Origin of the sequence: Streptomyces sp. 135, from assembly GCF_020026305.1 — a bacterium.
GTDB lineage: Bacteria > Actinomycetota > Actinomycetes > Streptomycetales > Streptomycetaceae > Streptomyces.
Map to the genome: position 1 here is coordinate 4,212,807 of NZ_CP075691.1, position 23,256 is coordinate 4,236,062.

Below are 23,256 nucleotides of genomic sequence, written 5' to 3' on the forward strand. Positions count from 1 at the left end.
TCGTGTGGATCACTTCGCTGTACGTACGAGCTGGCACATCCGACCCCAGCCTGCGGCATGGGGAACCACTCTGAACCGAGCGTTGACGTGGCGTGGGGTGGCGGCGCCTGGCGTTTGCCGTCGCGCGATATTGCTTGCCGCCTCCCCCACGGGAGGATGGGGCACGGTCGTCGTGAGTTAAGACGCCCGGCTCCTCCGCGAGGTTCCGGACGGGCCCCAACTGCCCCTGGTCATCACTGAGTACGTACCCAGCACGACCGCGGCAACGCTCTGCGGAACAACGTCAGTCGACCGCAATATGCCATAACCCAGCGCGGTTTTCAGCCAACTTAACAAGATCATTTACTGTGCTCAGAATTCCCGCGGACACCAGGAATCCCAGCCGGACAATGCTGGACATCCCCTCACCAGGGCGTGTACATCTGGAGACATTGCTGCCGGCGCAGAATGACATGGGGGTTTGCGATGCTATTGAGCATTACGCACCGGCCGGAAAGCCGTAAGCCATGAACGCCCCGCACCTTCCGAAAGTGGCCGGAATCGATTCCACTGTTCCGCCACCCGCCCACACTGTCGCGCCCACCGCGCCCACCACGCCCGAACCGGCGGCCTCCCCCACCCCCTGCGCCCCCGGCGCCGTGCTCCAGGACCGCCTCGCGGGCTGGGTCTCCGACCTCACCACGCTGCACGAACTCACCGAGCGGCTCGCCCGTACGAAGACCCTCGGCGAGGCCCTGCGAGAGCTCCTGGGGGCCGGTGCCGCCCTCGTCGGCGCCCGGCGCGGCCTCGCCGTCCTCGAACCGGCCGACGGGCTCGGCCCGGACACCACGACCGGCCTGGAGCTCACCCGCGCCGAGCTGGGGCACATCGAGACGGTGCCGCGCGGCGCGACGTCGTACGGCCGGATTTTGGACGCCCCGACGGCCGGCGCCCCCGGCCCCGCCACCGAGATCGTCCAGCCCGACCTGCTCGCCGACGACGGCCTCGACCCGCGCCACCGCGAGGTCGCCTCCCGCCTCGGCTACGCCGCGAGCTACGCGCTGCCCCTGGCCACCGAGGCGGCGGGCCGGATCGGCGCCGTGGTCTGGCTGTACGACGAGCCCGCCGAGCCGGCCGAGCGCAGACGCCACCTCGCCGGGCGCTACGCGGCCTGCGCCACCGAGCACCTGGCCCGCCTGCTGGAGCTGGACCGGGCCCGCACCACCACCGCGACCCTGCGCGAGGAGCTCATGCCCGCGCGGCTGCCGCGGGTCGCCGGGGTGCAGCTAGCCGCACGGCACCGCACCGGGCCGCGCGGCGGCGGCGACTGGCACGACGCGCTGCCGCTGCCGGACGCGGCGCTCGGCCTCGCGGTGGGGTCGGTCACCGGGTCGGGGCCCAGCGCCGTCGCCGCGATGGGGCGGCTGCGGGCCTCCCTGCGGGCGTACGCCGTGATGGAGGGCGAGGACCCCGTCGCCGTACTCTCCGATCTGGAGCTGCTGCTGCGGCTCACCGAACCCGCGCGGTCCGCCACCGCCCTCTTCGCCTACTGCGAGCCCGCCCTGCGCAAGGTCGTGCTCGCCGGGGCCGGGCACAGCCCGCCGCTGATCATCGGGGAGCGGCGCACGGAGTTCGTGGAGACCTCCCTGTCCGCGCCGCTCGGGATGCTCGCCTGCTGGGAGGCGCCGAGCGTGGAGATCTCCCCGGAGCCCGGAGAAACGGTGCTTCTCTATACCGACGGCCTGCTCCACCGCACCGGGGAGGCGATGGACCGGGCGTTCGCGCGGCTGCACGCGGCGGCGGCGAGCGTGCCCAAACCCCTCAGGGACGACCCGGGCGCCATCGCCGACCACGTCCTGCGCACGGTCCTCCCGGACGGGCTCGACACCGTGGACGACGAGGAGGACGTGGTCCTCCTCGCGGCCCGCTTCGCGTGAGGCAACGGCCACGCGCGGTAAGTGGTCCTACGGCCCTGGGCCCCCTTCCGTACGCCCGTACGATGGAGGGTGGCCCAGTGTCGTACCTAGGAGGCAGACCGTGTCGGACGCTCTCAACCCGGAGACCCCGGTGATCCCGGAGGAGACCGAAGAGGAGCCGATCAAGCAGCGGAAGAACGGCCTGTACCCCGGCGTGTCCGACGAGCTCGCCGAGAACATGAAGTCCGGCTGGGCCGACACCGAGCTGCACGACCTGCGGCCGATCCCCCAGGCCGAGAACACCGCGGCCCGCCGCGCCGCGCTCTCCGCGCGCTTCCCGGGCGAGCGCCTCGTGATCCCCGCGGGCAACCTCAAGACCCGCTCGAACGACACCGAGTACGCCTTCCGCGCCTCCGTCGAGTACGCGTACCTCACCGGCAACCAGACGGAGGACGGCGTCCTCGTCATGGAGCCGACCAAGAGCGGCCACGACGCGACCATCTACCTCCTGCCGCGCTCCAACCGCGAGAACGGCGAGTTCTGGCTCGACGGCCAGGGCGAGCTGTGGGTCGGCCGCCGCCACTCCCTGACCGAGGCCGAGAAGCTGTACGGCATCCCCGCCTCCGACGTGCGCGAGCTGCCCGAGGCGCTGCGCGAGGCGACCGGGCCCGTCCGTGTCGTGCGCGGGTACGACGCCGGCATCGAGGCCGCGCTGACCGACAAGGTCACCGCCGAGCGCGACGAAGAGCTGCGCGTCTTCCTCTCCGAGGCCCGTCTCGTCAAGGACGAGTTCGAGATCGGCGAGCTCCAGAAGGCCTGCGACTCGACCGCGCGCGGCTTCGAGGACGTCGTCAAGATCCTCGACAAGGCCGAGGCGACGAGCGAGCGCTACATCGAGGGCACCTTCTTCCTGCGCGCCCGCGTCGAGGGCAACGACATCGGCTACGGCTCCATCTGCGCCGCCGGTCCGCACGCCACCACGCTGCACTGGGTGCGCAACGACGGAGCCGTGCGCTCCGGAGAGCTGCTCCTGCTCGACGCCGGTGTGGAGACGCACACGTACTACACGGCGGACGTCACCCGTACGCTGCCGATCAACGGCCGATTCAACGAGCTCCAGAAGAAGATCTACGACGCCGTGTACGAGGCCCAGGAGGCCGGCATCGCGGCCGTGCAGCCGGGCGCCAAGTACCGCGACTTCCACGACGCCTCGCAGCGTGTGCTCGCCGAGAAGCTGGTGGAGTGGGGCCTCGTCGAGGGCCCCGTCGAGCGCGTCCTGGAGCTGGGCCTCCAGCGCCGCTGGACGCTGCACGGCACCGGTCACATGCTCGGCATGGACGTCCACGACTGCGCCGCCGCGCGCCGTGAGTCGTACGTCGACGGCACGCTGGAGCCCGGCATGTGCCTGACCGTCGAGCCCGGCCTGTACTTCCAGGCGGACGACCTGACCGTGCCGGAGGAGTACCGCGGCATCGGCGTCCGGATCGAGGACGACATCCTCGTGACGGAGGACGGCAACCGGAACCTCTCGGACTCGCTGCCGCGGCGTTCGGACGAGGTCGAGGCGTGGATGGCGCGGCTCAAGGCCTGAGAAGGGCTGAGAAGGGCGCGAGACACGGGTGGCGCTCCCCCTTTGGAGGGGGGCGTCAGGCCGTCATGAGCGGCGCGCCCTCGCGCCACTTGAGCATCTTGTCGAAGCTGATCACCGCGCCGCCGCCCGTGCCCGGCTTGTTGCCGAGGTGCACGTGGTCGGCGAGCTCCCTGATGAGGCAGAGGCCCCGGCCGTGCTCGTCCGTCTCCGCGGCGGCCGGGCGGGGCGCCTGCGTCGGACAGCCGCGCGAGGCTCCGGGAAAGCCGGGGCCCGAGTCGGCGACCTCGATGCGGCACTTCTCGCCGTCCAGGTAGGCCGTGACGCGGTAGGCGCCCGTCCCGCCCGGGGCACCCGCGCCGCCGTGCTCCACGGCGTTGGCACAGGCTTCGCTGAGGGCGAGCGACAGGTCGAAGGAGACGTCGGGATCCACGCCCGCCGTCTCCATCGTGCCGATCAGCAGGCGGCGTGCGAGCGGGACACTCGCAGCTTCGCGCCGCAAATGGAGAGACCACCAGATGCTCATGCTCCAGCCTCCTGGCTGCGGCTCGACATACCGATACGTATTGCCGCAAGGGCGCGTGGATAAGCGCCCTTGCGGCGTGATGCCGCCCATACGGCGGACGCGTGGCTTGCGCGGCTCGTGTAGGACGGCGGGCCTCCCGCGCGGGTACGAGGCAGGCACAGCCATGCTCATCGTCTGGAACGGGACCTTCCGGACCTGCCGTACGCACCGGGTGGGCCCAGTGCGATGATGGCCCCGCCATGAACGCCCCCCACCAGCGCCAGCCGCGTGACGGCGTCGATCTCCGGCTGCTCAGGGCCGCGATGTTCGCCGCGGTCTGTGTCGTGCTGTCCGCCGGGGGCCATGTGCTCGCTTCCTGCGTCGCCGTCCCGCTGTGGACGCTCGGCGCGGGCTTCCTCGCCGTCCTCGCGGTCGCGCTGCCGCTCGCCGGGCGGGCCCGTTCGCTGCCCGGCATCGCCGCGCTCCTCGCGGTGGGCCAGGTCGGGCTGCACGCGCTGTTCGGCCTCGGCCAGCACGGCACGGCCGCCGCCGCTCCGGTGAGCGGTGACCCCTCCCTGGTGGAGCGGGCCGCGCGGCTGGTCTGCGGGGCGGGCGCGGCGACGATCACGCCCGCGCAGGCCCACCGGATCCTCACCACGGCCGGGATCGCCCCGGGCGGGGGCGGGGGCGGTTCGGCCGTGCACCACCATGGTCAGTCGGCCGCCGCCGCGCACTCGGTGGGCTCGGCGCACTCGGCGGGCTCGATGGGCGCCATGGCGCTCCTGCCCTCCCTGCCGATGCTCGTCGCCCACATCCTCGCGGCCGTCGCCGCGGGCTGGCTGCTGCGCCGCGGCGATCTCGCCCTGCTCCGGCTCGTCCGGCTCGCGCACGGGGCGCACGGGGTCGCCGAAGCGGCGCTCGTACGTTCCTTGCGCTCGGCCCTCACCCTCGTACGCGCCCTGCGGGCCGGTCTGCCCGGCGCGCCCGGGACCAGTGGGCCGCAGGCTCCGCGCACGGCGCTGCTCCCGCCGCCGAGGCCGCGCATGGTCACGCTGGAGGACGCGGTGATCCGCCGCGGCCCGCCGGCCGGCGCCCGCGACGTCGAACTCGCTGCCTGACGCGACGTACTCCACTCAGCGGTACGGAGGGGTCGCTCGGCACGCACGCGCGCGTGCCCGCCAACCAGGCCGCGCGCATCCCCCTCGTACTGAGTACCGAGCACTGTGCTCTGCGTACCGCGCTTTGCGTACCGCGTGCGCGCCGCTCACCGCGTACTCGTCACACCTGCCGAAAAGTGGAGTGTTTCCCTGATGAAGATGTCCCGCATCGCCGCCGTCGGCACCGTCGCCGCCTCCGCCGTCCTCGTGCTCGGCGCGCCCGCGTTCGCGCACGTCAGCGTCTCGCCGGAGGGTGAGGCCGCCAAGGGCGGCTACGCGACGGTCAACTTCAAGGTGCCGAACGAGATGGACGACGCCTCGACCAACAAGCTCGAGGTCTCCTTCCCCGGCGACCACCCGCTCGCCTCCGTGATGACGCAGCCCGTCCCGGGCTGGACCGCGAAGGTCACCAAGAGCAAGCTCGACAAGCCGCTGGAGATCCACGGCAAGAAGATCGACGAGGCCGTCACCAAGGTCACCTGGACCGCCGACGGCAAGGGCATCCGGCCCGGCACCTTCCAGAAGTTCCCGGTCTCCATGGGCCAGCTGCCCGAGGACACCGACGAACTCGTCTTCAAGGCCGTCCAGACGTACGACAACAAGGAAGTCGTCCGCTGGATCGAGCCGCAGCAGAAGGGCCAGGAGGAGCCGGAGCACCCCGCGCCCACCCTCCGGCTGACCGCCGCGTCCGACGACCACCACGGCTCGGGCACCGCGTCCGACGACGCGAAGTCGGACCACGCCAAGGGCGACGCGAAGTCCGAAAGCACCGCCTCCGACTCCTCCGACAGCAGTGACACCGTCGCCCGCGTCCTCGGCATCGTCGGCATCGTCGTCGGCGCCGCGGGCCTCGCGTTCGGCCTTCTCGCCAAGCGCCGCGGCGCCACCGGCTGACCCGCCGGGCCCGTCATCCTTCGGGGTGCGCCGGGGCGGCCGACGTCCGCCCCGGTGCACCCCGGCCCCCTCACATCTGGGACATTTTCGTATGCGCACGAAGAGCACGAAGAGCACGAAGAGCTCCACGAGCATCAAGGGCACCAGAAGCACCGAGAAGAAGCTCGCCGCCGCTGCCCTGCTGGCCGTGGCCGCCCTCACCCTGACCGCCTGCGGCGGCGGTGACGACAACAAGAAGCCGGTCGCCGACGTCTCCATGGAGACCGACTCGGGCAAGGCGGCCACGGTTCTGGACAAGCCGTTCGAGAAGCCGGACCTCGTCCTGACCGACACCCGGGGCAAGAAGTATGACCTGCGCGAGGAGACGAAGGGCCGGCCGACGCTGATCTACTTCGGCTACACGCACTGCCCCGACGTCTGCCCCCTGACGATGAACAACATCGCGGTCGCCAAGAAGGCCCTGCCCAAGGCCGACCAGGAGAAGCTGAAGGTCGTCTTCGTCACGACCGACCCCAAGCGCGACACCCCCGCCGAACTCGGCAAGTGGCTCAAGGGCGTGGACGCCGACTTCACCGGTCTGACCGGCGACTTCGCGACCATCCAGGCCGGGGCCCGCCAGCTCGGCATCAGCATCGAGCCGTCCCAGAAGGACAAGAACGGCAAGATCGTCTCGGTGCACGGCAAGCAGGTCATCGCCTTCTCGCCGAAGACCGACGCGGGGTACGTGCTGTACGGCGAGGAGGCCACCGCGGGCGACTACACCAAGGACCTCCCGAAGCTCGTCAAGGGGGCGACTCCGTGAGCCGCGGCACCGCGGTAGGCACCGCCGTCCGCACCGCCGTCCGTCGCCGTGCGCTCGTCGGCGGGGCGATGGCGCTGGCGGCGGCGCTCACCCTTGCGGGTTGCGGCGACGACTCGGGCCCGGACGCCGGGACGGCGAAGAAGCCCCGGCTCGAGGTCGGCGGGGCGTACATCCCCGAGCCCACCATGGACGACATGGCGGCCGGCTTCTTCACGCTCACGAACAAGGGCGGCGCCGACCGGCTCACCTCCGTCACCAGTGACATCGCGGGCACCGTCACGCTGCACAGCACCAAGGACGGCGCGATGAAGGAGCAGAAGTCCTTCGCCGTGCCCGCGGACGGAGAACTCGTCCTCGCGAGCGGCGGCAACCACCTGATGCTCGAAGAGCTCAAGCACAAGCCGAAGCGGGGCGAGAAGGTCGCCATGACGCTGCGCTTCCAGAAGTCGGATCCGATCACGATCGAGGTGCCGGTCAAGGAGGCGACGTACCGCCCCGGGCAGCAGCACGACAGCGGCTCGAACGCCTCGCACGGCACTCATATGTCGCACGCCTCGCAGACATCACGCACGTCGCAGACATCAGGCACGTCGCAGACACCGCACGCGTCGCACACGACGCACATGTCGCATACGTCGGATACGACGCACTGAGGGACGGACCGTTGATGCAGACCATCGCTCCCCGCTCCAGGAACGTTCCCCGGGCCGGAGCCGCTCCCCGCCTCTGGCGGCTTCTCCTCGTGCTCGTCGCCATGACCGGCGCGTTCCTCGCCGGCGCCGCGCCGGCCTCCGCGCACGCCGCGCTCACCGGCAGCGACCCGAAGCAGGGAGCGGTGGTCGACGAGGCCCCCGCCCAGGTGAAGCTCACCTTCTCGGAGAAGGTGGCCATGGCGGACGGCTCCGTGCGGGTGCTCGCCCCGTCCGGCAAGCGCGCCGACACCGGCAAGACCACCGACCTGGGCGCCAACACGTACGGCGTGAAGCTCCGCAAGGGCCTGTCCGACGGCACCTACACCGTCGCCTACCAAGTCGTGTCCGCCGACAGCCATCCCGTCGCCGGCGCCTTCACCTTCTCCATCGGCGCGCCCTCCGCCACGAAGGCCACCCTGCCCGCCCAGGAGGCGGGCGGCGGCCTCGTCGGCGTGCTCTACGACATCGCGCGCTACCTCTCCTACGGCGGGTTCATCCTGGTCGTCGGCGGCGCCGCCTTCGTGCTCGGCTGCTGGCCGCGCGGCGCGGGGGTACGGCCCGTGCAGCGCCTCGTGACGTACGGCTGGGTCACGCTCACCGGCGCCACGCTCGCCCTGCTCCTGCTGCGCGCCCCCTACACCGGCTCAGGGAAGCTCGCCGACGCCTTCGACATGGGCGCGCTCGGCGACGTGCTCAACACCAAGACCGGCGCGGCCCTGGTCTCCCGGCTGCTGCTGCTCGCCGCCGCCGCGCTGTTCATCGCGGTGCTCTTCGGGGCGTACGTGAAGCGCGACGGGCCGGACGAGGCCGCCGCGAAGAAGGACCTCACCTTCGGGCTCGCCATCGGCGGCACGGTCGTCGCCATCGGCATCGCGGCGACCTGGGCGATGGCGGAGCACGCCTCGACCGGGATCCAGGCGGGCGTCGCGATGCCCGTCGACGTGCTGCACCTGCTGGCCGTCGCCGCCTGGCTCGGCGGGCTCGCGGCGCTGCTCGTCGCGCTGTTCCGCACGACCTCGGTGGAGGCGGCGGCCGTGCGGCGGTTCTCGCGCGTGGCGTTCACCAGCGTCGTCGTACTGGCCGCGACCGGGCTCTACCAGTCGTGGCGGCAGGTCGGCTCGTGGTCGGCGCTGACCGGTACGTCGTACGGGCAGCTGCTCCTCGTCAAGATCGGCCTGGTCGCCGTCCTGGTGGGCGTCGCCTCCGTCTCGCGGCGCTGGACCGGCCGGATCGCCTCCGAGGCGGGCGGCGTCGCACCCGAGGCTGCGGCGGCCGCGGTGGTCGAGCAGCGCATGGCGAAGAAGTCGGTCACGGTGACGGCCCCGGCCGGGGAAGCGGCTGACACCCCCGGTGCGCGCGGCTCCAAGGACTCCGAGGACTCCAAGGCCTCCTCCGGGGACTCCAAGGCCTACTTCGGGGACTCCAAGGACTGCTCCGAGGACTCCGAGCGTTCCGCCCAGCTCGCGCGCCAGCGGGCGGCCATGGCCACCGCGCGCGAGAAGCGCATCCGCGACGCCGACCCGCACCGCTCGGGGCTGCGCCGCTCGGTGCTCACCGAGGCGGGCGTCGCCGTCGTCCTGCTCGCCGTCACGACGGCCCTGACGACCACCGAGCCGGGCCGCACGCAGGAGGAGGCCGCCAAGGCCACCGCCGCCGTGGCCGAGGCACAGCGCTCGGGCCCGCTCACCCTGAAGGTGCCCTTCGACACGGGCGGCCAGGACGGCAAGGGCACCGTGCGCCTCGAACTGGACCCGGGCCGCACCGGCAGCAACGACCTGCACATCTACGTGAAGCGGCCCAACGGCAGCGCCTTCGACATCCCCGAGGTGAAGGTCTCCTTCACCCTCAAGTCGAAGGACCTGGGCCCGCTGCCCGTCACCCCGAGCCACATCGGCACCGGACACTGGACGGCGAGCGGGGTGCAGATCCCGATGGCGGGCGACTGGAAGATCGCGGTGACCGTGCGGACCTCCGACATCGACCAAGTGACCGTGAACAAGAACACGCAGATCGGCTGAACAGGCATGACGGACAACGGGATTTCCAGGCGGCGGCTGCTCGGCACCGCCGGTGCCACCGGTCTCGCGCTCGGTGCGGCGGGTGGCGCCGTCGGGTACGCGGCGGCGCCCTCGTCCGGGTCGGGCTCGTCCGGCGCGTCCGGCGCGTCGAAGGCCGCCCTGGCGTCCCTCGGCGCGGACGAGGTGATGTTTCACGGGAAACATCAGTCCGGCATCACCACGCCTCCGCAGTCCCGCGGCCATCTGGTCGCCTTCGACCTGACCTCGGGCGCGAGCCGCAAGGAGGCGGCGGCCCTGCTGCGCCGCTGGTCGGCGGCTGCCGAGCGGCTGATGGCGGGCGAGCCGGTCGGCTCCGACGACACGGCGGTCGCGCGGGACGCCGGCCCCTCCTCCCTCTCCGTCACCTTCGGCTTCGGCGCCTCCTTCTTCTCCCGCACGGGTCTGGAGAAGCGGCGCCCGGCCGCCCTGGATCCGCTGCCCGACTTCTCCTCGGACCACCTGGACAAGGCGCGCAGCAACGGCGACCTGTGGGTGCAGATCGGCGCCAACGACCCGCTCGTCGCCTTCCACGCGTTGCGCGCCCTCCAGAAGGAGGCGGCCGGGGTGGCGCGGGTGCGCTGGCAGATGAACGGTTTCAACCGCTCGCCCGGCGCCACCGCGCACCCGATGACGACCCGCAATCTGATGGGCCAGGTCGACGGCACGAACAACCCGAAGCCGGCGGAAAAGGACTTCGACGAGCGGATCTTCGTGCCCGCCGACGGTGACCCCGCGTGGATGGCGGGGGGCTCCTACGCCGTCGTACGCCGTATCCGGATGCTCCTCGACGACTGGGAGAAGCTCGGCCTGAAGGAGCAGGAGGCGGTGATCGGGCGGCACAAGAAGGACGGCTCGCCGCTGACGGGCGGCACGGAGACGACCGACCCGGACCTGGAGAAGACGGGCCCGGACGGCAGGCTCGTCATCCCCCTCAACGCGCACGCCCGCATCACCCGCCCCGATCAGAACGGCGGTGCGGCGATGCTGCGCAGGCCGTTCTCGTACCACGACGGCTTCGACGCGCACGGGGAGCCGGACGCGGGTCTGCTCTTCGTCTGCTGGCAGGCCGACCCGATGCGCGGGTTCGTGCCGGTGCAGCGCAAGCTCGACCGGGGTGACGCCCTGTCGGAGTTCATCCGCCACGAGGCGAGCGGCCTCTTCGCGGTGCCGGGCGGGGCGGCGAAGGGCGAGTACGTGGGGCAGCGGTTGCTGGAGGGGTGAGGGGCTTGCCTCGGCGTCGGCCGGGGGGTTTACGGGCGGCGCGGCTTGATGGTGGTGCGGACTTATGGGTAGCGCGGGCTTACGGGTAGTGGGGGCTTACGGGTAGTGGGGGCTTACGGGTAGTGGGGGCTTACGGGTAGTGGGGGCTTACGAGTAGCGCGGGCTTACGGGCGGTGCGGGCGCCGCTTTGTGAGACGCATGAGCCGTGCCACGTCGGGCCCATTAGGGTGACGGTATGTCGGCGACGCGCTACACCTATCTCGGCCCCGAAGGCACCTTCACCGAGGCCGCTCTCCGTACGCTGCCCGAGGCGGCCGCCCGGGAACTCGTCCCGATGGTGTCCGTCCCGGCCACACTGGACGCGGTCCGCAGCGGCCAGGCGGCGGCCGCGCTCGTGCCGATCGAGAACTCGGTCGAGGGCGGTGTCACCACCACGGTCGACGAACTCGCCAAGGGCGAACCGCTGATGATCTACCGCGAGGTCGTCCTGCCGATCACCTTCGCGCTGCTCGTGCGTCCGGGCACGGAGCTCAAGGACATCAAGACCGTGACCGGCCACCCCGTGGCCCAGCCCCAGGTCCGCAACTGGCTGGCCGCCCACCTCCCCGACGCCCTGTGGGAGTCGGCCGCTTCGAACGCCGACGGCGCGCGCCTGGTCCAGGAGGGCCGCTTCGACGCGGCCTTCGCCGGGGAGTTCGCGGCTGTCACGTACGGCCTCGAACCGCTGGTCAGCGAGATCCACGACGCGGCCAACGCCGCCACCCGCTTCGTCCTGGTCGGCCGCCCGGCCCGCCCCGCCGCGCCGACCGGCGCCGACAAGACCTCCGTGGTCATCTGGCTGGACGACGACCATCCCGGTGCCCTGCTCGAACTGCTCCAGGAGTTCGCCGTACGGGGCGTCAACCTCATGCGGATCGAATCGCGCCCGACCGGTCAGGGCATCGGCAACTACTGCTTCTCGATGGACGCCGAGGGACACATCACGGACCGCCGTGTCGGCGAGGCCCTGATGGGGCTCAAGCGGATCTGCCCGCAGGTGCGCTTCCTCGGCTCGTACCCGCGGGCCGGGGTGACCGCGGCGGATACGCGGACGCTGCGGCCCGGTACGTCGGACGGCGAGTTCGCGGCGGCCTCGGACTGGTTGACGCGCTGCCAGGACGGTCGTTTCTAGCCACTTCGGGGCACGGATGACTCTGCGGCACCCGGGGGAAGCCTCCGGGTGCCGTTCCTACCTGCAGATTTACGTTGTCCACAGAAGTTATCCACAGGCGCGCATCTCGACCTGGGGACAAGTCGACAACCAAGCGCGACATGGTCGACAAATCTGCTCACAGCCCTCAAGTCCGTCCACAGTCCCGCACGTCACCCCTCGTCCACTCTTTTCCATTGATCAACTCTTTGGGGGGAACCATTTCCACTCGAAAGTGGGTGAGGGATGGGTTTGGGAAGGGAATGCTTCGCCGGACTCGCGGCTTTCGGAACAGCCACTTCCGGCATCCACAGATCTTTCGCACACCCTGTGGATAACTCCCCGGAGGCAGTCATTCCTGTGGACAACCGGCGTGGACAGAGGCCTCAAGTCCCGCCTCCCGCAAGGAGTTCCGGTCAAGGGGGTAGGCGCGCTCTGCCCCTTTCGGGGAGTGGCGTCCCTTTTATTGACCGGGCGTCCACGTGTGCGCGAACACGCTTTTCCGGCCGCGCCGACCGCGCTTGATCTCCGTGAATTTATTCCGGCAAACCGGGCATAACGTACACAATGGAATATCGGGTCGTGGCCCGGAACCACGCAACGGTAGCCTTGAGGGGTGATTGACCTTCGCCTGCTCCGTGAGGACCCCGACCGTGTTCGCGCCTCCCAGCGCGCCCGTGGAGAGGACGTCGCGCTCGTCGACGCCCTGCTCTCCGCCGACGAGCGGCGCAGGTCGTCCGGCGTCCGCTTCGACGAGCTGCGCTCCGAGCAGAAGGCGCTCGGCAAGCTGATCCCGAAGGCCTCGCCCGAGGAGAAGCAGGAGCTCCTGAAGAAGGCCGGCGAGCTCTCCGCCGCGGTCAAGGCGGCCGACGCCGCCCAGGACGAGGCCGACGAGGAGACCAAGCGGCTCCTCCAGCAGCTGGGGAACATCGTCCACCCCGACGTCCCGGTGGGCGGCGAGGAGGACTTCGTCGTCCTGGACACGATCGGCACCCCGCGCGACTTCGCGGCCGAGGGCTTCGAGCCGAAGGACCACCTGGAACTCGGCGAGGCGCTCGGCGCCATCGACGTCGAGCGCGGCGCGAAGGTCTCCGGATCGCGCTTCTACTACCTCACCGGCGTCGGCGCCCTCCTCGAGCTGGCCCTCGTCAACGCGGCGATCGCACAGGCGACCGAGGCCGGGTTCATCCCGATGCTGACGCCGTCCCTGGTCCGCCCGCGCGCCATGGAGGGCACGGGCTTCCTCGGTCAGGCCGCGGAGAACGTGTACCACCTGGAGAAGGACGACTACTACCTGGTCGGCACCTCCGAGGTCCCGCTCGCGGCGTACCACATGGACGAGATCATCGACGCCGACAAGCTGCCCCTGCGGTACGCGGGCTTCTCGCCCTGCTACCGCCGCGAGGCCGGCACGTACGGCAAGGACACCCGCGGCATCTTCCGCGTCCACCAGTTCGACAAGGTCGAGATGTTCTCGTACGTCGACCCGGCCGACGCCGAGAACGAGCACAAGCGGCTCCTCGAGTGGGAGAAGCAGTGGCTGACCGGCCTCGGCCTGCCCTTCCAGGTGATCGACGTGGCGACGGGTGACCTCGGCGCCTCGGCCTCGCGCAAGTTCGACTGCGAGGCGTGGATCCCCACCCAGGGCAAGTACCGCGAGCTGACCTCCGCGTCGAACTGCGACGGCTTCCAGGCCCGCCGCCTGTCCATCCGCTACCGCGACGGCAAGAAGGTTCAGCCGCTCTCGACGCTGAACGGCACGCTCTGCGCCGTCCCGCGCACCATCGTGGCGATCCTGGAGAACCACCAGCAGGCCGACGGCTCCGTGGTGGTGCCCGAGGTGCTGCGTCCGTACCTCGGCGGACGAGAGATCCTGGAGCCCATCGCCAAGTGAGCCAGCCAGCTCAGGCCACGCCGTCCTTCCCTTACAAGCTCGTCGCGACCGACCTCGACGGGACGCTGCTGCGACCCGACGACACGGTCTCCGTACGGACGCGCGAGGCGCTCACCGCGGCCGCCGCGGCGGGCGCCGCGCACATCGTCGTCACCGGCCGTGCCGTGCCCTGGACCCGGCACATCCTCGACGACCTCGGCTACGACGGCATAGCGGTGTGCGGGCAGGGCGCGCAGGTCTACCACGCGGGGGAGCACCGGCTGCTCACCTCGGTGACGCTCGACCGGCAACTCGCGGGCCTCGCGCTGGCGAAGATCGAGGCGGAGATCGGCCCGCTCGCCTTGGCGGCGAGCCGTGACGGCATCGACGGCGAAGTCCTGGTCGGGCCGGGGTACGCGGTGCAGGACGGCCCCCTGCCGAGCATCCCCTTCACGGAGATCGCCGACCTGTGGGCCGCCCCGCTGAACAAGGTGTACATCCAGCACCCCGGCCTCGACGACGACGCGCTCACCGACGTGGCACGTCAGGTGGCGGGCGATCTGGTCGGCGTGACCATGGCCGGCGAGGGCGTCGTCGAACTCCTCCCGCTCGGTCTCTCCAAGGCCACGGGCCTCTCCCTGGCGGCCCGCCGCCTGGGCGCGAAGGCCGCGGACACGATCGCCTTCGGCGACATGCCGAACGACATCCCGATGTTCGCCTGGGCATCCCACGGCGTGGCCATGGCCAACGCCCACGAGGAACTCAAGGCGGTAGCGGACGAGGTAACGACGTCGAACGAGGCGGACGGCATCGCGGTGGTCCTGGAACGCCTGCTGGGTTGAGGGGGACGGCGACGGTCCCCTCGGGGCCAGCCACCTCCAGCCGGGCCGGAGCTTTGAGCGTGACGGACGGCTCCCTGCGGCTCGGTCGGCTTTGATCGGGGCGGACGGCCGCCCCCGGCCCGGTTGGCTTTGATCGGGACGGACGGCCGCCCCCGGCCCGGTTGGCTTTGATCGGGGCGGCATACATCTCCAGCCAGGTCGGCATCGAGCGTGACGGCGCTCCAGCCCGGCCAGCTTCGAGCGGGACGGGCAACCGCCTCCAGCCCGGCCGGCATTGCGGGGGCGGGCGGCCCTCTTCAGCTCGCCCGGCTTTCAGCGGGACAGGCGGCTCCCTGCGGCTCGGTCGGCTTTTGAGCGAGACGGGTTACCTCCTCAGCCCGGCCGGCTTCGAGCCGACGGACGGCCGTTCCCAGCTCGGTCGGCTTTGAGACCGGAACGGCCATTTCTGGCCCTGTCCCACCCGGTGTTGCGCGGGGCGGCCACTCCTGGCCCAGGCCCACCCGGTGTTGCGCAGGGCGGCCACTCCTGGCCCAGGCCCACCCGCTGTTGCGCGGGGCGGCCGCTCCTGGCCCAGGCCCACCGGCATCGAGCGGGGACCGGCATCTTCAGCCCGGCCGGCGTTTGAGGACGAGCTCAGCGGAGCCGGTGACGGGCGCCGCCCCCGGTGCCGGGCGCCGATACCCGCCCAAGCCCAGTGCAACGTCTCGCGGAGGATGCGCGGATCGAACGCGCGCAGGGCGTCAGCCCTGACGACGGCTTAGCAAGCCGCTGCCTTACCACTCGGCCAATCCTCCGGGTGGGCGGCCCGCGCAGCAAGGTGATCTGCGCGCTCGAAGCGGCCGCCCCGGGCATCTCCCCTTGAGCGGGACTCGACGGAGTGAGTAACTACTCCGGAGCCTGCCGCGGGCTGCCCTGCCGGGAACTCGACGGACTACTGACGGACACGTCGGCTCCTCTCCCGGACGGTGAACGCCAGGTGCTGGCGCGGTGACATCAACCACTGTGCCCGCACCCGGAGTTCACCGCCACCGAATAACCCGCTACTCCTCCCCGGCCAGCTTCAGCGACCGCAGCTTCTGCCCCGCGAACCAGGTCGTGGCCGCCGTGACGACGACCAGCAGGGCCGTCGCCGTCGGCAGGCCGACGTCGGAGGTGATCAGGTCGCCGTCGCCGACCTTCTGGGCCACGGCGAGGGACCACTGCTGCACGCTGAGCGTCCGCGCACCCACGACCAGCGACCCGAAGAGTGCCTCCCACACCAGGGCGTAGACCAGCCCGAAGACCACGGCGTGCCGGGTGATCGTGCCGAGGAGCAGGAAGATCGCGGCATACGTGATGGAGGCGACCAGCGCCGCGATCGTGTACGCCACGGCGATCTGCTGGCCGTTGCCGTTGAGGATCATCCCCGCGATGAACGTGGGGACGGCGGAGAAGGCCATGGTCACGGCTATGGCGACGATCAGCTTGGTCAAGATGATCGTCGGCCGCTTGACCGGCTTGGACAGGAGATAGACGACCGAGCCGTCGTCGATCTCCGGGCCGATGGCGCCCGTGCCCGCGATGACACCGATGATCGGCACCATCGTGGCGAGCGCGAAACCGCCGAGGACGTCGACGGCCACTTGGTCGTCGGCGCCACTGAAGCCGCGTACCGCACCGGCGATGACGATCAGCAGGACGGGCAGGGCGAAGAGGATCAGAGCCCGGCGGCGGCCGAGCAGGGCCCGGTAGGTGAGCCGGGCGACTGTGGGGTCGTACACGATCGCTCCTTCAGGCCGCGACGAGGTAGGAGAAGACCGACTCGAGGGACTCGTCCGATGGCGAGACCGTCAGGAGCCGGATGCCGTGCTCACGCGCGACGCGGGGGAGCAACGCCGTGAACCGGCCGAAGTCGACCGCCTGAATGCGCAACGCGCCCTCCTTGAGGTCGACTTCCATGCCGGCCGTCGACGGATCGGCGATCAGCGCGGCGGCCAGGGCACGGTCGTCGCTGGAACGGATCAGGTAGCGGTGGGGCCGGTCGGTCATCAGCCGGCGGATCCTGCGGAAGTCACCGCTCGCCGCGTGCCGTCCGGCGACGATCACCTCGATGTGCGAGGCCAGTTGCTCGACCTCTTCGAGGATGTGCGAGGAGAACAGGACGGTGCGGCCCTGGGCGCCCATGGTCCGCAACAGTTCCATCAGCTGCATGCGCTGGCGCGGGTCCATGCCGTTGAAGGGCTCGTCGAGCAGTAGCACGGACGGGTCGTGGACCAGGGCGGAGGCCATCTTCACGCGCTGGCGCATGCCCTTGCTGTACGTGGAGATCTTCCGGTCCTGCGCGTACTCCATCTCGACCGTCGCGAGGGCCTTCTTGGCGGCGCGCTCGTCCAGGCCGTGCAACTCGGCGTTGGCGACGACGAATTCGCGGCCGGTGAGGAAGTCGTACATCGCCTCGCGCTCGGGGACGATGCCGATCTCCTTGTAGATCTGTTCGTTGCGCCAGATCGGCCTGCCGTCGAGGGTGACGCTGCCCGTGGAAGGGGCGAGGAAGCCGCCCATCATGTTGATGAGCGTCGACTTGCCCGCGCCGTTCGGACCGAGGAGCCCCGTGACTCCCGGGCCGATGTTCATGGTGATGTCGTTGACGGCGACCACGTTCCCGAACCAGCGTGAGGTGTGGTCGATGTTGATCGTGGTCACAGCCCGACCTTTCGGTAGCGGCGCATCATCGCGCCGTAGCAGCCCGCGATGAGGCCGAGGACGACGAGTACGTAGACGACGCCCACGCCGGACGAGGGGCCTTCCCCTCCGGGGAAGGCGGAGGTCGCGCCGAGGAAGGCGGTCTGTACGCCGTCGATGAGCGTGATCGGCGAGAAGAGGCCCAGCCAGGCGATGGCTCCGGTGCTGCCCTGTTCGTAGGCGATCGCCTGGACCGTGGACACCGCGCCGTAGGTGATGGTCAGGACGGCGATGACGGCGGCGATGCCGAAGCCGCGGCGGGGCGTGATCGCGGAGATGACCAGGGCTATGCCGGAGAAGAGGAGGGAGAGCAGCGCCACGGAGACCAGGCCCTGCGCGAAGCCCTTCGTCTGGTCCGCGAAGTCGAGCTTGGCGAGCAGCGCCCCCACGTAGAGCACGAGCAGCGGGGCAGCCGTGAGGATGAAGAGGGCCGACGTCATCGCGGCCAGCTTCGAGAGGACGTAGTCGCCGCGTTCGATGGGGCGTGAGAAGTAGAGCGGCACGGTCTTGAAGCGCAGGTCGCGGGAGACGGTCTGGGGCGCCTGGGCAGCGAGGAAGAGGCTGATGACGGCCTGTAGGAAGATCGCGTAGCGCGTGTAGTCGACCGGGAGGTCCTTGGCCTTGGTGGCGACGGCGACCGCCACCATGATCGCGGCGGGGAGGCACATCACCGCCAAGAGGATCATGGGCAGGACCTTGGACTTCGCGGAGCGCCCGAGGCCGTACGCGCCGCGCAGGCTCTGGGAGAAGAGCGAGCGGCGGGCGTAGGCCCGGCCGAGGCGCGGGCCGTCGTAGTTCCGGTACCCGATGTTGTGGATCTGGGTGGACTCACTGCTCATCGCGTCCGCCTCCTGTCTGCTGTGCGGTGGCGGCCCACGTGGCGGCGCGCTCGGAGCCCGGCTCCGGCCGCGCGTGCTGGTCCCGATGGCGGACTTGATGCCGGTCGTCGTCCTGGTCCTGGTCCTGGTCCTTGAAGACCTCGGCGATGTGGTGCCTGCGCTGCTCCATCCGGACCAGGCCGAGGCCGAGGTCGGCGACGAGGTCCCGCACGAGGTCGTACGTCTCCTCGCCCTCGGCGGTGAGCAGGATCGTGTGGCCCGCGCCGGGCAGCTCGCCGCCGGTCCGGGTGTCGATGCCGCGTCCGGTCAGCGCTGCGCGCAAGGCACCGGTGCCGTCGGGGTGTTCGTCGGTGTCCGTGACCTCGACGGCCAGGGTCGTGGTGGTCTGCGTGAAGTCGGTGGTGGAGCTGGACCGCAGGAGCTTGCCGCCGTCGATGACGACGACGTGGTCGCAGGTGCGCTCCAGCTCGCCGAGGAGGTGCGAGGTGACGAGGACCGAGATGCCGAAGTCGGTGTGGACGCGGCGGATCAGGCCGAGCATCTCGTCGCGTCCGACCGGATCCAGGCCGTTCGTCGGCTCGTCCAGGAAGACCAGTTGGGGGTCGTGGACGAGGGCCTGGGCGAGCTTGACGCGCTGCTTCATGCCCGTCGAATAGCCGCCGATGGGGCGGTAACGCTCCTCGTACAGCCCCACGTGCCGCAGGGTGTCCGCCGTGCGCTCGCGGGCCGCGGTGGGCGGGAGCCCCGACATGCGCGCCATATGGACGACGAACTCGGTGGCCGAGACGTCGGGTGGCAGGCAGTCGTGCTCCGGCATGTACCCCACGCGTTCGCGGATCTCGCCGCCGCTGGTGGCGACGTCGAGGCCGAGCACGGCGGCGGTGCCCTCCGTGGCGGGGGACAGACCCAGCAGGATCTTGATCAGAGTGGACTTGCCGGCGCCATTGGACCCGACGAGTCCGGTCACGCCGGGCTCGATGTCCATGGAGAGCCGGTCAAGCGCGGTCACCCTCGGGAACCGCTTGCTCAGGCTTTCGGTCGCGATCACAGTCACGTTTTCGACGGTAGTGGCGCAGCCCACACCAGTCGTCAGACCACGGGCTTGCCCTGCTCTCACTCTGGAGTATTACGGGCCCGTAAGGGTCGAACGGAGGTCTACCCCTGGGGGAACTTCCGGACCTCTCCCGCAGGCTCGGGCAGAACTATTGACGCAGCCGCCGAGCATTGTCACATTCATCAGTGTCAAGTTACGACCGCGTACAGCGACGAGCCGGACACGGGATGGACCGGGCTCGGGACGGACGGTGGCATGACCTCAGCAGTCGCAGGCGAACTCTCCGCGGAACTGCGGGGGTTCAGGGAAGTGCAGAGCCTCGCGTATGAATGCGCGGAGGCAGTCGCGGCCCAGCTCAAGCCGGGTGTGACGGAGCGCGGGGCCGCGCGGATGCAGCGCGAGTGGCTCCGGGAGCGGGGCGTGCGCGACTGGTTCCACCTGCCCTTCGCCTGGTTCGGCGACCGCACGGCGTTCGCGAACTTCCGGATACCGCTGCAGTTCTTCCCCACCCACCGCGAGCTGGAGCCGGGGATGCCCTTCATCCTCGACATGGCCCCGGTCTACAAGGGCTTCACGGCCGACATCGGCTACTCCGGCTGTCTGGGCCTCAATCCCGTGCACGACAAGCTGCTGGCCGACCTGGAGGCGCACCGCGAGCTGATCCTGCGCGAGGTGCGCGAGCGCCGGCCGCTGCGCGAGATATACGAGGACGTGGACCACCTCATGGTCCGCCAGGGCTACGCCAACCGTCATCGGGCGTATCCCTTCGGGGTCATCGCGCACAAGGTCGACCGGGTCAAGGAGCGTCGCCTGTCACCGCACCTCTTCGGGTTCGGCACGCAGTCGCTCAAGGGCCTGGCGAGCGACGCCCTCCGGGGCCACCGGGACGGCTGGTCACCGCTGTGGTCCCCCTACAAGTTCTCCGACCACCCGCCTCGGAAGGGGCTCTGGGCGGTCGAGCCGCACCTCGGATTCAGGGGTACGGGCGCGAAGTTCGAGGAGATCCTGGTCGTCACCGACTCCAAGGACCCCGAACAGAGCGCGTTCTGGCTGGACGACGATCTGCCGCATGTGCGGCGCTGGGCTGAGGAGAGGGCCGCCGCATGACCACCGGAGCGGACACGGAGAAGATGAGGGACGCGCGCGAGCGCTGGGTGCGCACGGGCGGGGTGGAGCTGTGCGTCGCCGAGCTGGGCGACCCGGAGCGGCCCACCGTCGTGCTCGTGCACGGCTATCCGGACTCCAAGGAGGTGTGGTCCGAGGTCGCCGAGCGACTCGCCCCCCGCTTCCACGTCGTGCTGTACGACGTGCGCGGGCACGGCAGGTCGACCGCACCGCGACCGCTGCGCGGCGGCTTCACCCTGGAGAAGCTGACCGACGACTTCGTGGCGGTCATCGACGCGGTCAGCCCGGACAGGCCGGTGCACGTGGTGGGGCATGACTGGGGCTCGGTGCAGTCCTGGGAGTTCGTCACGGTCCAGCGGACCGAGGGGCGGATCGCGTCCTTCACGTCGATGTCAGGGCCCTCGCTCGACCATTTCGGGCACTGGATCAAGAAGCGGATGTCCCGGCCCACCCCGCGCCGGGTCGGTCAGCTCCTCGGCCAGGGCGCCAAGTCCTGGTACGTGTACATGCTGCATACGCCCGTGCTCCCGGAGCTCGCCTGGCGTGGCCCGCTCGGCAAGCGCTGGCCCAGGATCCTTGAGCGCGTGGAGAAGGTTCCGGCGGGCGACTATCCGACGCCGTCGCTGCCCCAGGACGCCGCCCACGGCGCCTGGCTCTACCGCGACAACATCCGCGCGAGGCTGCGCAGGCCCCGCGCCGATGCGTACGCCCACGCGCCCGTGCAGCTCATCACACCCTCCGGTGACGCCTTCTTGTCCGAGCGGCTCTACGACGACCTGGAGCTGTGGGCCCCCCGGCTGACCCGGCGGACCCTGCCGGCCAAGCACTGGGTGCCACGCACCCGCCCTGACCAACTGGCGGCCTGGATCGCTGAGTTCGTTATCTCAAATGAGGACGGCATGCCGACCAAGGACAGCCGGGCCACGGGGAAGCACGCCGACCGGTTCGGCGGCCAACTCGTCCTGGTAACCGGTGCGGGCAGCGGCATCGGGCGGGCCACCGCCTTCGCGTTCGCCGAGGCGGGGGCGCGTGTGGTGGCCGTCGACCGGGACGCCGGGAGCGCGGCCCGCACCGCGGAGATGTCCCACCTGATCGGCGCCCCCGAAGCCTGGGGCGAGGCGGTCGACGTGAGCGACGAGCAGGCCATGGAGAAGCTCGCCGAAAAGGTCGCCAGGGAGTACGGCGTCGTGGACGTCCTGGTGAACAACGCGGGCATCGGCCTCTCCGGCTCCTTCCTCGACACCAGCACCGAGGACTGGCGGAAGGTCCTGGACGTCAATCTGTGGGGAGTCATCCACGGCTGTCGTATCTTCGGCAAGCAGATGGCCGAGCGCGGCCAGGGCGGCCATATCGTCAACACCGCTTCGGCAGCGGCGTACCAGCCCTCCAAGGCGCTGCCCGCCTACAGCACATCCAAGGCCGCCGTCCTGATGCTCAGCGAGTGCCTGCGCGCGGAGCTGGCGGGGCAGGGCATCGGGGTCTCCGCGATATGCCCGGGCTTCGTTAACACGAACATCACCGCGACGGCCCGTTTCGTCGGTGTCGACGCCGTCGAGGAGAAGCGCCGCCAGAAGCGCACCTCCCGGCTCTACGGCCTGCGCAACTACCCGCCGGAGAAGGTCGCCGACGCCATCCTGCGGGCCGTCGTCAGGAATCAGGCGGTCGTCCCGGTCACCCCCGAGGCCCGCGGCGCCCATCTCATGTCCCGCTTCACACCGAAGGCCCTGCGTGCGATAGCCCGGTTGGAGCCCCGGTTGTGAGCGAGGCACGAGGCAGGAAGGTCGGCGTGGAGTACCGCATAGAGGACTTGGCGCACCACAGCGGCGCGACGGTGCGCACGATCCGCGCCTATCAGGACCGCGGGCTGCTCCCCCGCCCGGAGCGGCGCGGCCGGTCCAATGTGTACGGGGAGGGCCATCTGGCGCGGCTGCGGCAGATCGCCGACCTGCTCGACCGTGGCTACACCCTGGCCTCCATCAAGGAACTCCTGGAGGCCTGGGACACCGGTCGGGGCCTCGGCGGGGTGCTCGGCCTGGCCGCGGAGGTCGACGGCCCCTGGACGGACGAGAAGGCCGACCGGATCACGCGCGCGGAGCTCGACGCCGCGTTCGGCGGCGTCCCGGACGAGGCCGCGGTGGCCGACGCGGTCTCCCTCGGGGTGCTGGAGCCGGTGGCGGGACGCGAGGACGAGTTCCTGGTTCCGAGCCCTCAAGAGCTGGCCGTGGCGGTGGAGTTGCATGCGGCGGGCGTTCCGTTGTCGGCCATTGCCGGGCATTTGCGGGAGTTGAGGGGGCAGGTCGAACATATAGCGTCCCGTTTCCTGGACTTCACCACGGAGCACGTTTTCGCGCGCTACCTGGGTCATCATCCTCCGACGGAGGCGGATGCCGCCGAGGCCGCGTCGCTCGTACGCAGGCTCAGACCGCTCGCCCAGCAGTCGGTGGACGCCGAACTGGCGCGCGCCATGCGCTTGTTCGCGACCCGTCACCTGCGTCAGCAGCTCGACCCTGCCCCCGCGGCCGATCCGGTCGAGGAGCCGCAGAGTGTCGCCCTCCCGGCATCCACAATGCGCGCCGTACAGGCATTGGTTGGGGAAAGCAGCGCGGCAGCGTTCATAGCGGCAGCCGCAGAACGCGAGGTGCAGGCACGGACATTAGACTCACTTACGACAACGCATAATAAGCAACGCATAGTTGGGCAAAGGCCGCCTATAGCTTGATGGTTGTTCACAGAATTATCAACTAGCCTGTGGATAACTGCACTTGGCTGTGGATCAAACCTGCGGGCCCGAATTCATAGATG

General features: G+C 70.5%; 19 protein-coding genes and 1 tRNA gene. 14 read left to right on the plus strand and 6 right to left on the minus strand.

Features of this window, described 5'->3' with window-relative positions; all coding sequences use genetic code 11:
• Positions 1 to 506 precede the first annotated feature (506 nt).
• Positions 507 to 1,916, plus strand: coding sequence for a PP2C family protein-serine/threonine phosphatase (locus tag KKZ08_RS19010; protein WP_223775587.1), 1,410 nt, complete (start codon positions 507 to 509; stop codon positions 1,914 to 1,916).
• A 100-nt stretch (positions 1,917 to 2,016) separates the two neighbouring features.
• The gene (locus tag KKZ08_RS19015) at positions 2,017 to 3,486 is read left to right on the plus strand and encodes an aminopeptidase P family protein (RefSeq protein ID WP_223775588.1); all 1,470 of its coding nucleotides are present in this window, start codon (positions 2,017 to 2,019) and stop codon (positions 3,484 to 3,486) included.
• 55 nt (positions 3,487 to 3,541) lie between these two features.
• Here the strand turns inward: KKZ08_RS19015 and KKZ08_RS19020 are convergent, their stop codons facing one another.
• On the minus strand, positions 3,542 to 4,009 hold the full coding sequence (locus tag KKZ08_RS19020) for an ATP-binding protein (protein WP_223775589.1): 468 nt from the start codon (positions 4,007 to 4,009) through the stop codon (positions 3,542 to 3,544).
• A 239-nt stretch (positions 4,010 to 4,248) separates the two neighbouring features.
• Here KKZ08_RS19020 and KKZ08_RS19025 point away from each other — a divergent pair, with 239 nt between their 5' ends.
• The 9 genes from KKZ08_RS19025 to KKZ08_RS19065 all read left to right on the plus strand — a co-directional run bounded on the left by KKZ08_RS19025 (position 4,249) and on the right by KKZ08_RS19065 (position 14,715).
• On the plus strand, positions 4,249 to 5,106 hold the full coding sequence (locus tag KKZ08_RS19025; protein WP_223775590.1) for a hypothetical protein: 858 nt from the start codon (positions 4,249 to 4,251) through the stop codon (positions 5,104 to 5,106).
• A 192-nt stretch (positions 5,107 to 5,298) separates the two neighbouring features.
• Positions 5,299 to 6,039 (plus strand): YcnI family protein, encoded by a 741-nt coding sequence (locus tag KKZ08_RS19030; protein WP_223775591.1) that lies wholly within the window; start codon positions 5,299 to 5,301, stop codon positions 6,037 to 6,039.
• Between the two features lie 91 nt (positions 6,040 to 6,130).
• A complete protein-coding gene (locus KKZ08_RS19035) occupies positions 6,131 to 6,841 on the plus strand; it encodes an SCO family protein (RefSeq protein ID WP_223775592.1) in 711 nt (236 codons plus the stop codon).
• Between the two features lie 68 nt (positions 6,842 to 6,909).
• Positions 6,910 to 7,494, plus strand: coding sequence for a copper chaperone PCu(A)C (locus KKZ08_RS19040; protein WP_223779108.1), 585 nt, complete (start codon positions 6,910 to 6,912; stop codon positions 7,492 to 7,494).
• 101 nt (positions 7,495 to 7,595) lie between these two features.
• Complete coding sequence (locus KKZ08_RS19045) at positions 7,596 to 9,551, plus strand: copper resistance protein CopC (RefSeq protein WP_223779109.1); 1,956 nt, start codon at positions 7,596 to 7,598, stop codon at positions 9,549 to 9,551.
• Positions 9,552 to 9,557: 6 nt separating this feature from the next.
• Positions 9,558 to 10,811 carry an iron uptake transporter deferrochelatase/peroxidase subunit gene (gene efeB / locus KKZ08_RS19050; protein WP_223775593.1) on the plus strand — a complete coding sequence of 418 codons (1,254 nt, stop codon included), beginning with the start codon at positions 9,558 to 9,560 and terminating at the stop codon, positions 10,809 to 10,811.
• A gap of 235 nt (positions 10,812 to 11,046) precedes the next feature.
• Entirely contained in the window at positions 11,047 to 11,982 is a 936-nt protein-coding gene (gene pheA, locus KKZ08_RS19055; protein WP_223775594.1) for a prephenate dehydratase, read from the plus strand.
• A 634-nt stretch (positions 11,983 to 12,616) separates the two neighbouring features.
• A complete protein-coding gene (gene serS / locus KKZ08_RS19060; protein WP_223775595.1) occupies positions 12,617 to 13,894 on the plus strand; it encodes a serine--tRNA ligase in 1,278 nt (425 codons plus the stop codon).
• The gene (locus tag KKZ08_RS19065) at positions 13,891 to 14,715 is read left to right on the plus strand and encodes an HAD family hydrolase (protein ID WP_223775596.1); all 825 of its coding nucleotides are present in this window, start codon (positions 13,891 to 13,893) and stop codon (positions 14,713 to 14,715) included. Before serS ends, KKZ08_RS19065 begins: the two co-directional genes overlap by 4 nt.
• 707 nt (positions 14,716 to 15,422) lie before the next feature.
• On the opposite strand, the gene KKZ08_RS19070 is transcribed toward KKZ08_RS19065, so the two are convergent.
• The 5 genes from KKZ08_RS19070 to KKZ08_RS19090 form a co-directional block, all read right to left on the minus strand.
• A tRNA-Ser gene (locus KKZ08_RS19070) sits at positions 15,423 to 15,509 on the minus strand.
• 246 nt (positions 15,510 to 15,755) lie between these two features.
• A complete protein-coding gene (locus KKZ08_RS19075; RefSeq protein WP_223775597.1) occupies positions 15,756 to 16,475 on the minus strand; it encodes an ABC transporter permease in 720 nt (239 codons plus the stop codon).
• A gap of 10 nt (positions 16,476 to 16,485) precedes the next feature.
• Complete coding sequence (locus KKZ08_RS19080; protein ID WP_223775598.1) at positions 16,486 to 17,397, minus strand: ABC transporter ATP-binding protein; 912 nt, start codon at positions 17,395 to 17,397, stop codon at positions 16,486 to 16,488.
• Positions 17,394 to 18,275 (minus strand): ABC transporter permease subunit, encoded by an 882-nt coding sequence (locus KKZ08_RS19085; protein ID WP_223775599.1) that lies wholly within the window; start codon positions 18,273 to 18,275, stop codon positions 17,394 to 17,396. Before KKZ08_RS19085 ends, KKZ08_RS19080 begins: the two co-directional genes overlap by 4 nt.
• On the minus strand, positions 18,265 to 19,323 hold the full coding sequence (locus tag KKZ08_RS19090) for an ABC transporter ATP-binding protein (RefSeq protein WP_223779110.1): 1,059 nt from the start codon (positions 19,321 to 19,323) through the stop codon (positions 18,265 to 18,267). The genes KKZ08_RS19085 and KKZ08_RS19090 overlap by 11 nt, the downstream gene beginning before the upstream one ends.
• 261 nt (positions 19,324 to 19,584) lie before the next feature.
• On the opposite strand from KKZ08_RS19090, the gene KKZ08_RS19095 reads away from it, so the two are divergent.
• From KKZ08_RS19095 to KKZ08_RS19105, 3 genes are read left to right on the plus strand one after another with little or no spacing between them, the layout of a single operon-like run.
• Positions 19,585 to 20,436 (plus strand): M24 family metallopeptidase, encoded by an 852-nt coding sequence (locus KKZ08_RS19095; protein WP_223775600.1) that lies wholly within the window; start codon positions 19,585 to 19,587, stop codon positions 20,434 to 20,436.
• Positions 20,433 to 22,214: an SDR family oxidoreductase gene (locus KKZ08_RS19100; RefSeq protein ID WP_223775601.1), complete on the plus strand. Its 1,782-nt coding sequence runs from the start codon at positions 20,433 to 20,435 to the stop codon at positions 22,212 to 22,214. The genes KKZ08_RS19095 and KKZ08_RS19100 overlap by 4 nt, the downstream gene beginning before the upstream one ends.
• Positions 22,211 to 23,173 carry a MerR family transcriptional regulator gene (locus KKZ08_RS19105; RefSeq protein WP_223775602.1) on the plus strand — a complete coding sequence of 321 codons (963 nt, stop codon included), beginning with the start codon at positions 22,211 to 22,213 and terminating at the stop codon, positions 23,171 to 23,173. The genes KKZ08_RS19100 and KKZ08_RS19105 overlap by 4 nt, the downstream gene beginning before the upstream one ends.
• Positions 23,174 to 23,256 lie beyond the last annotated feature (83 nt).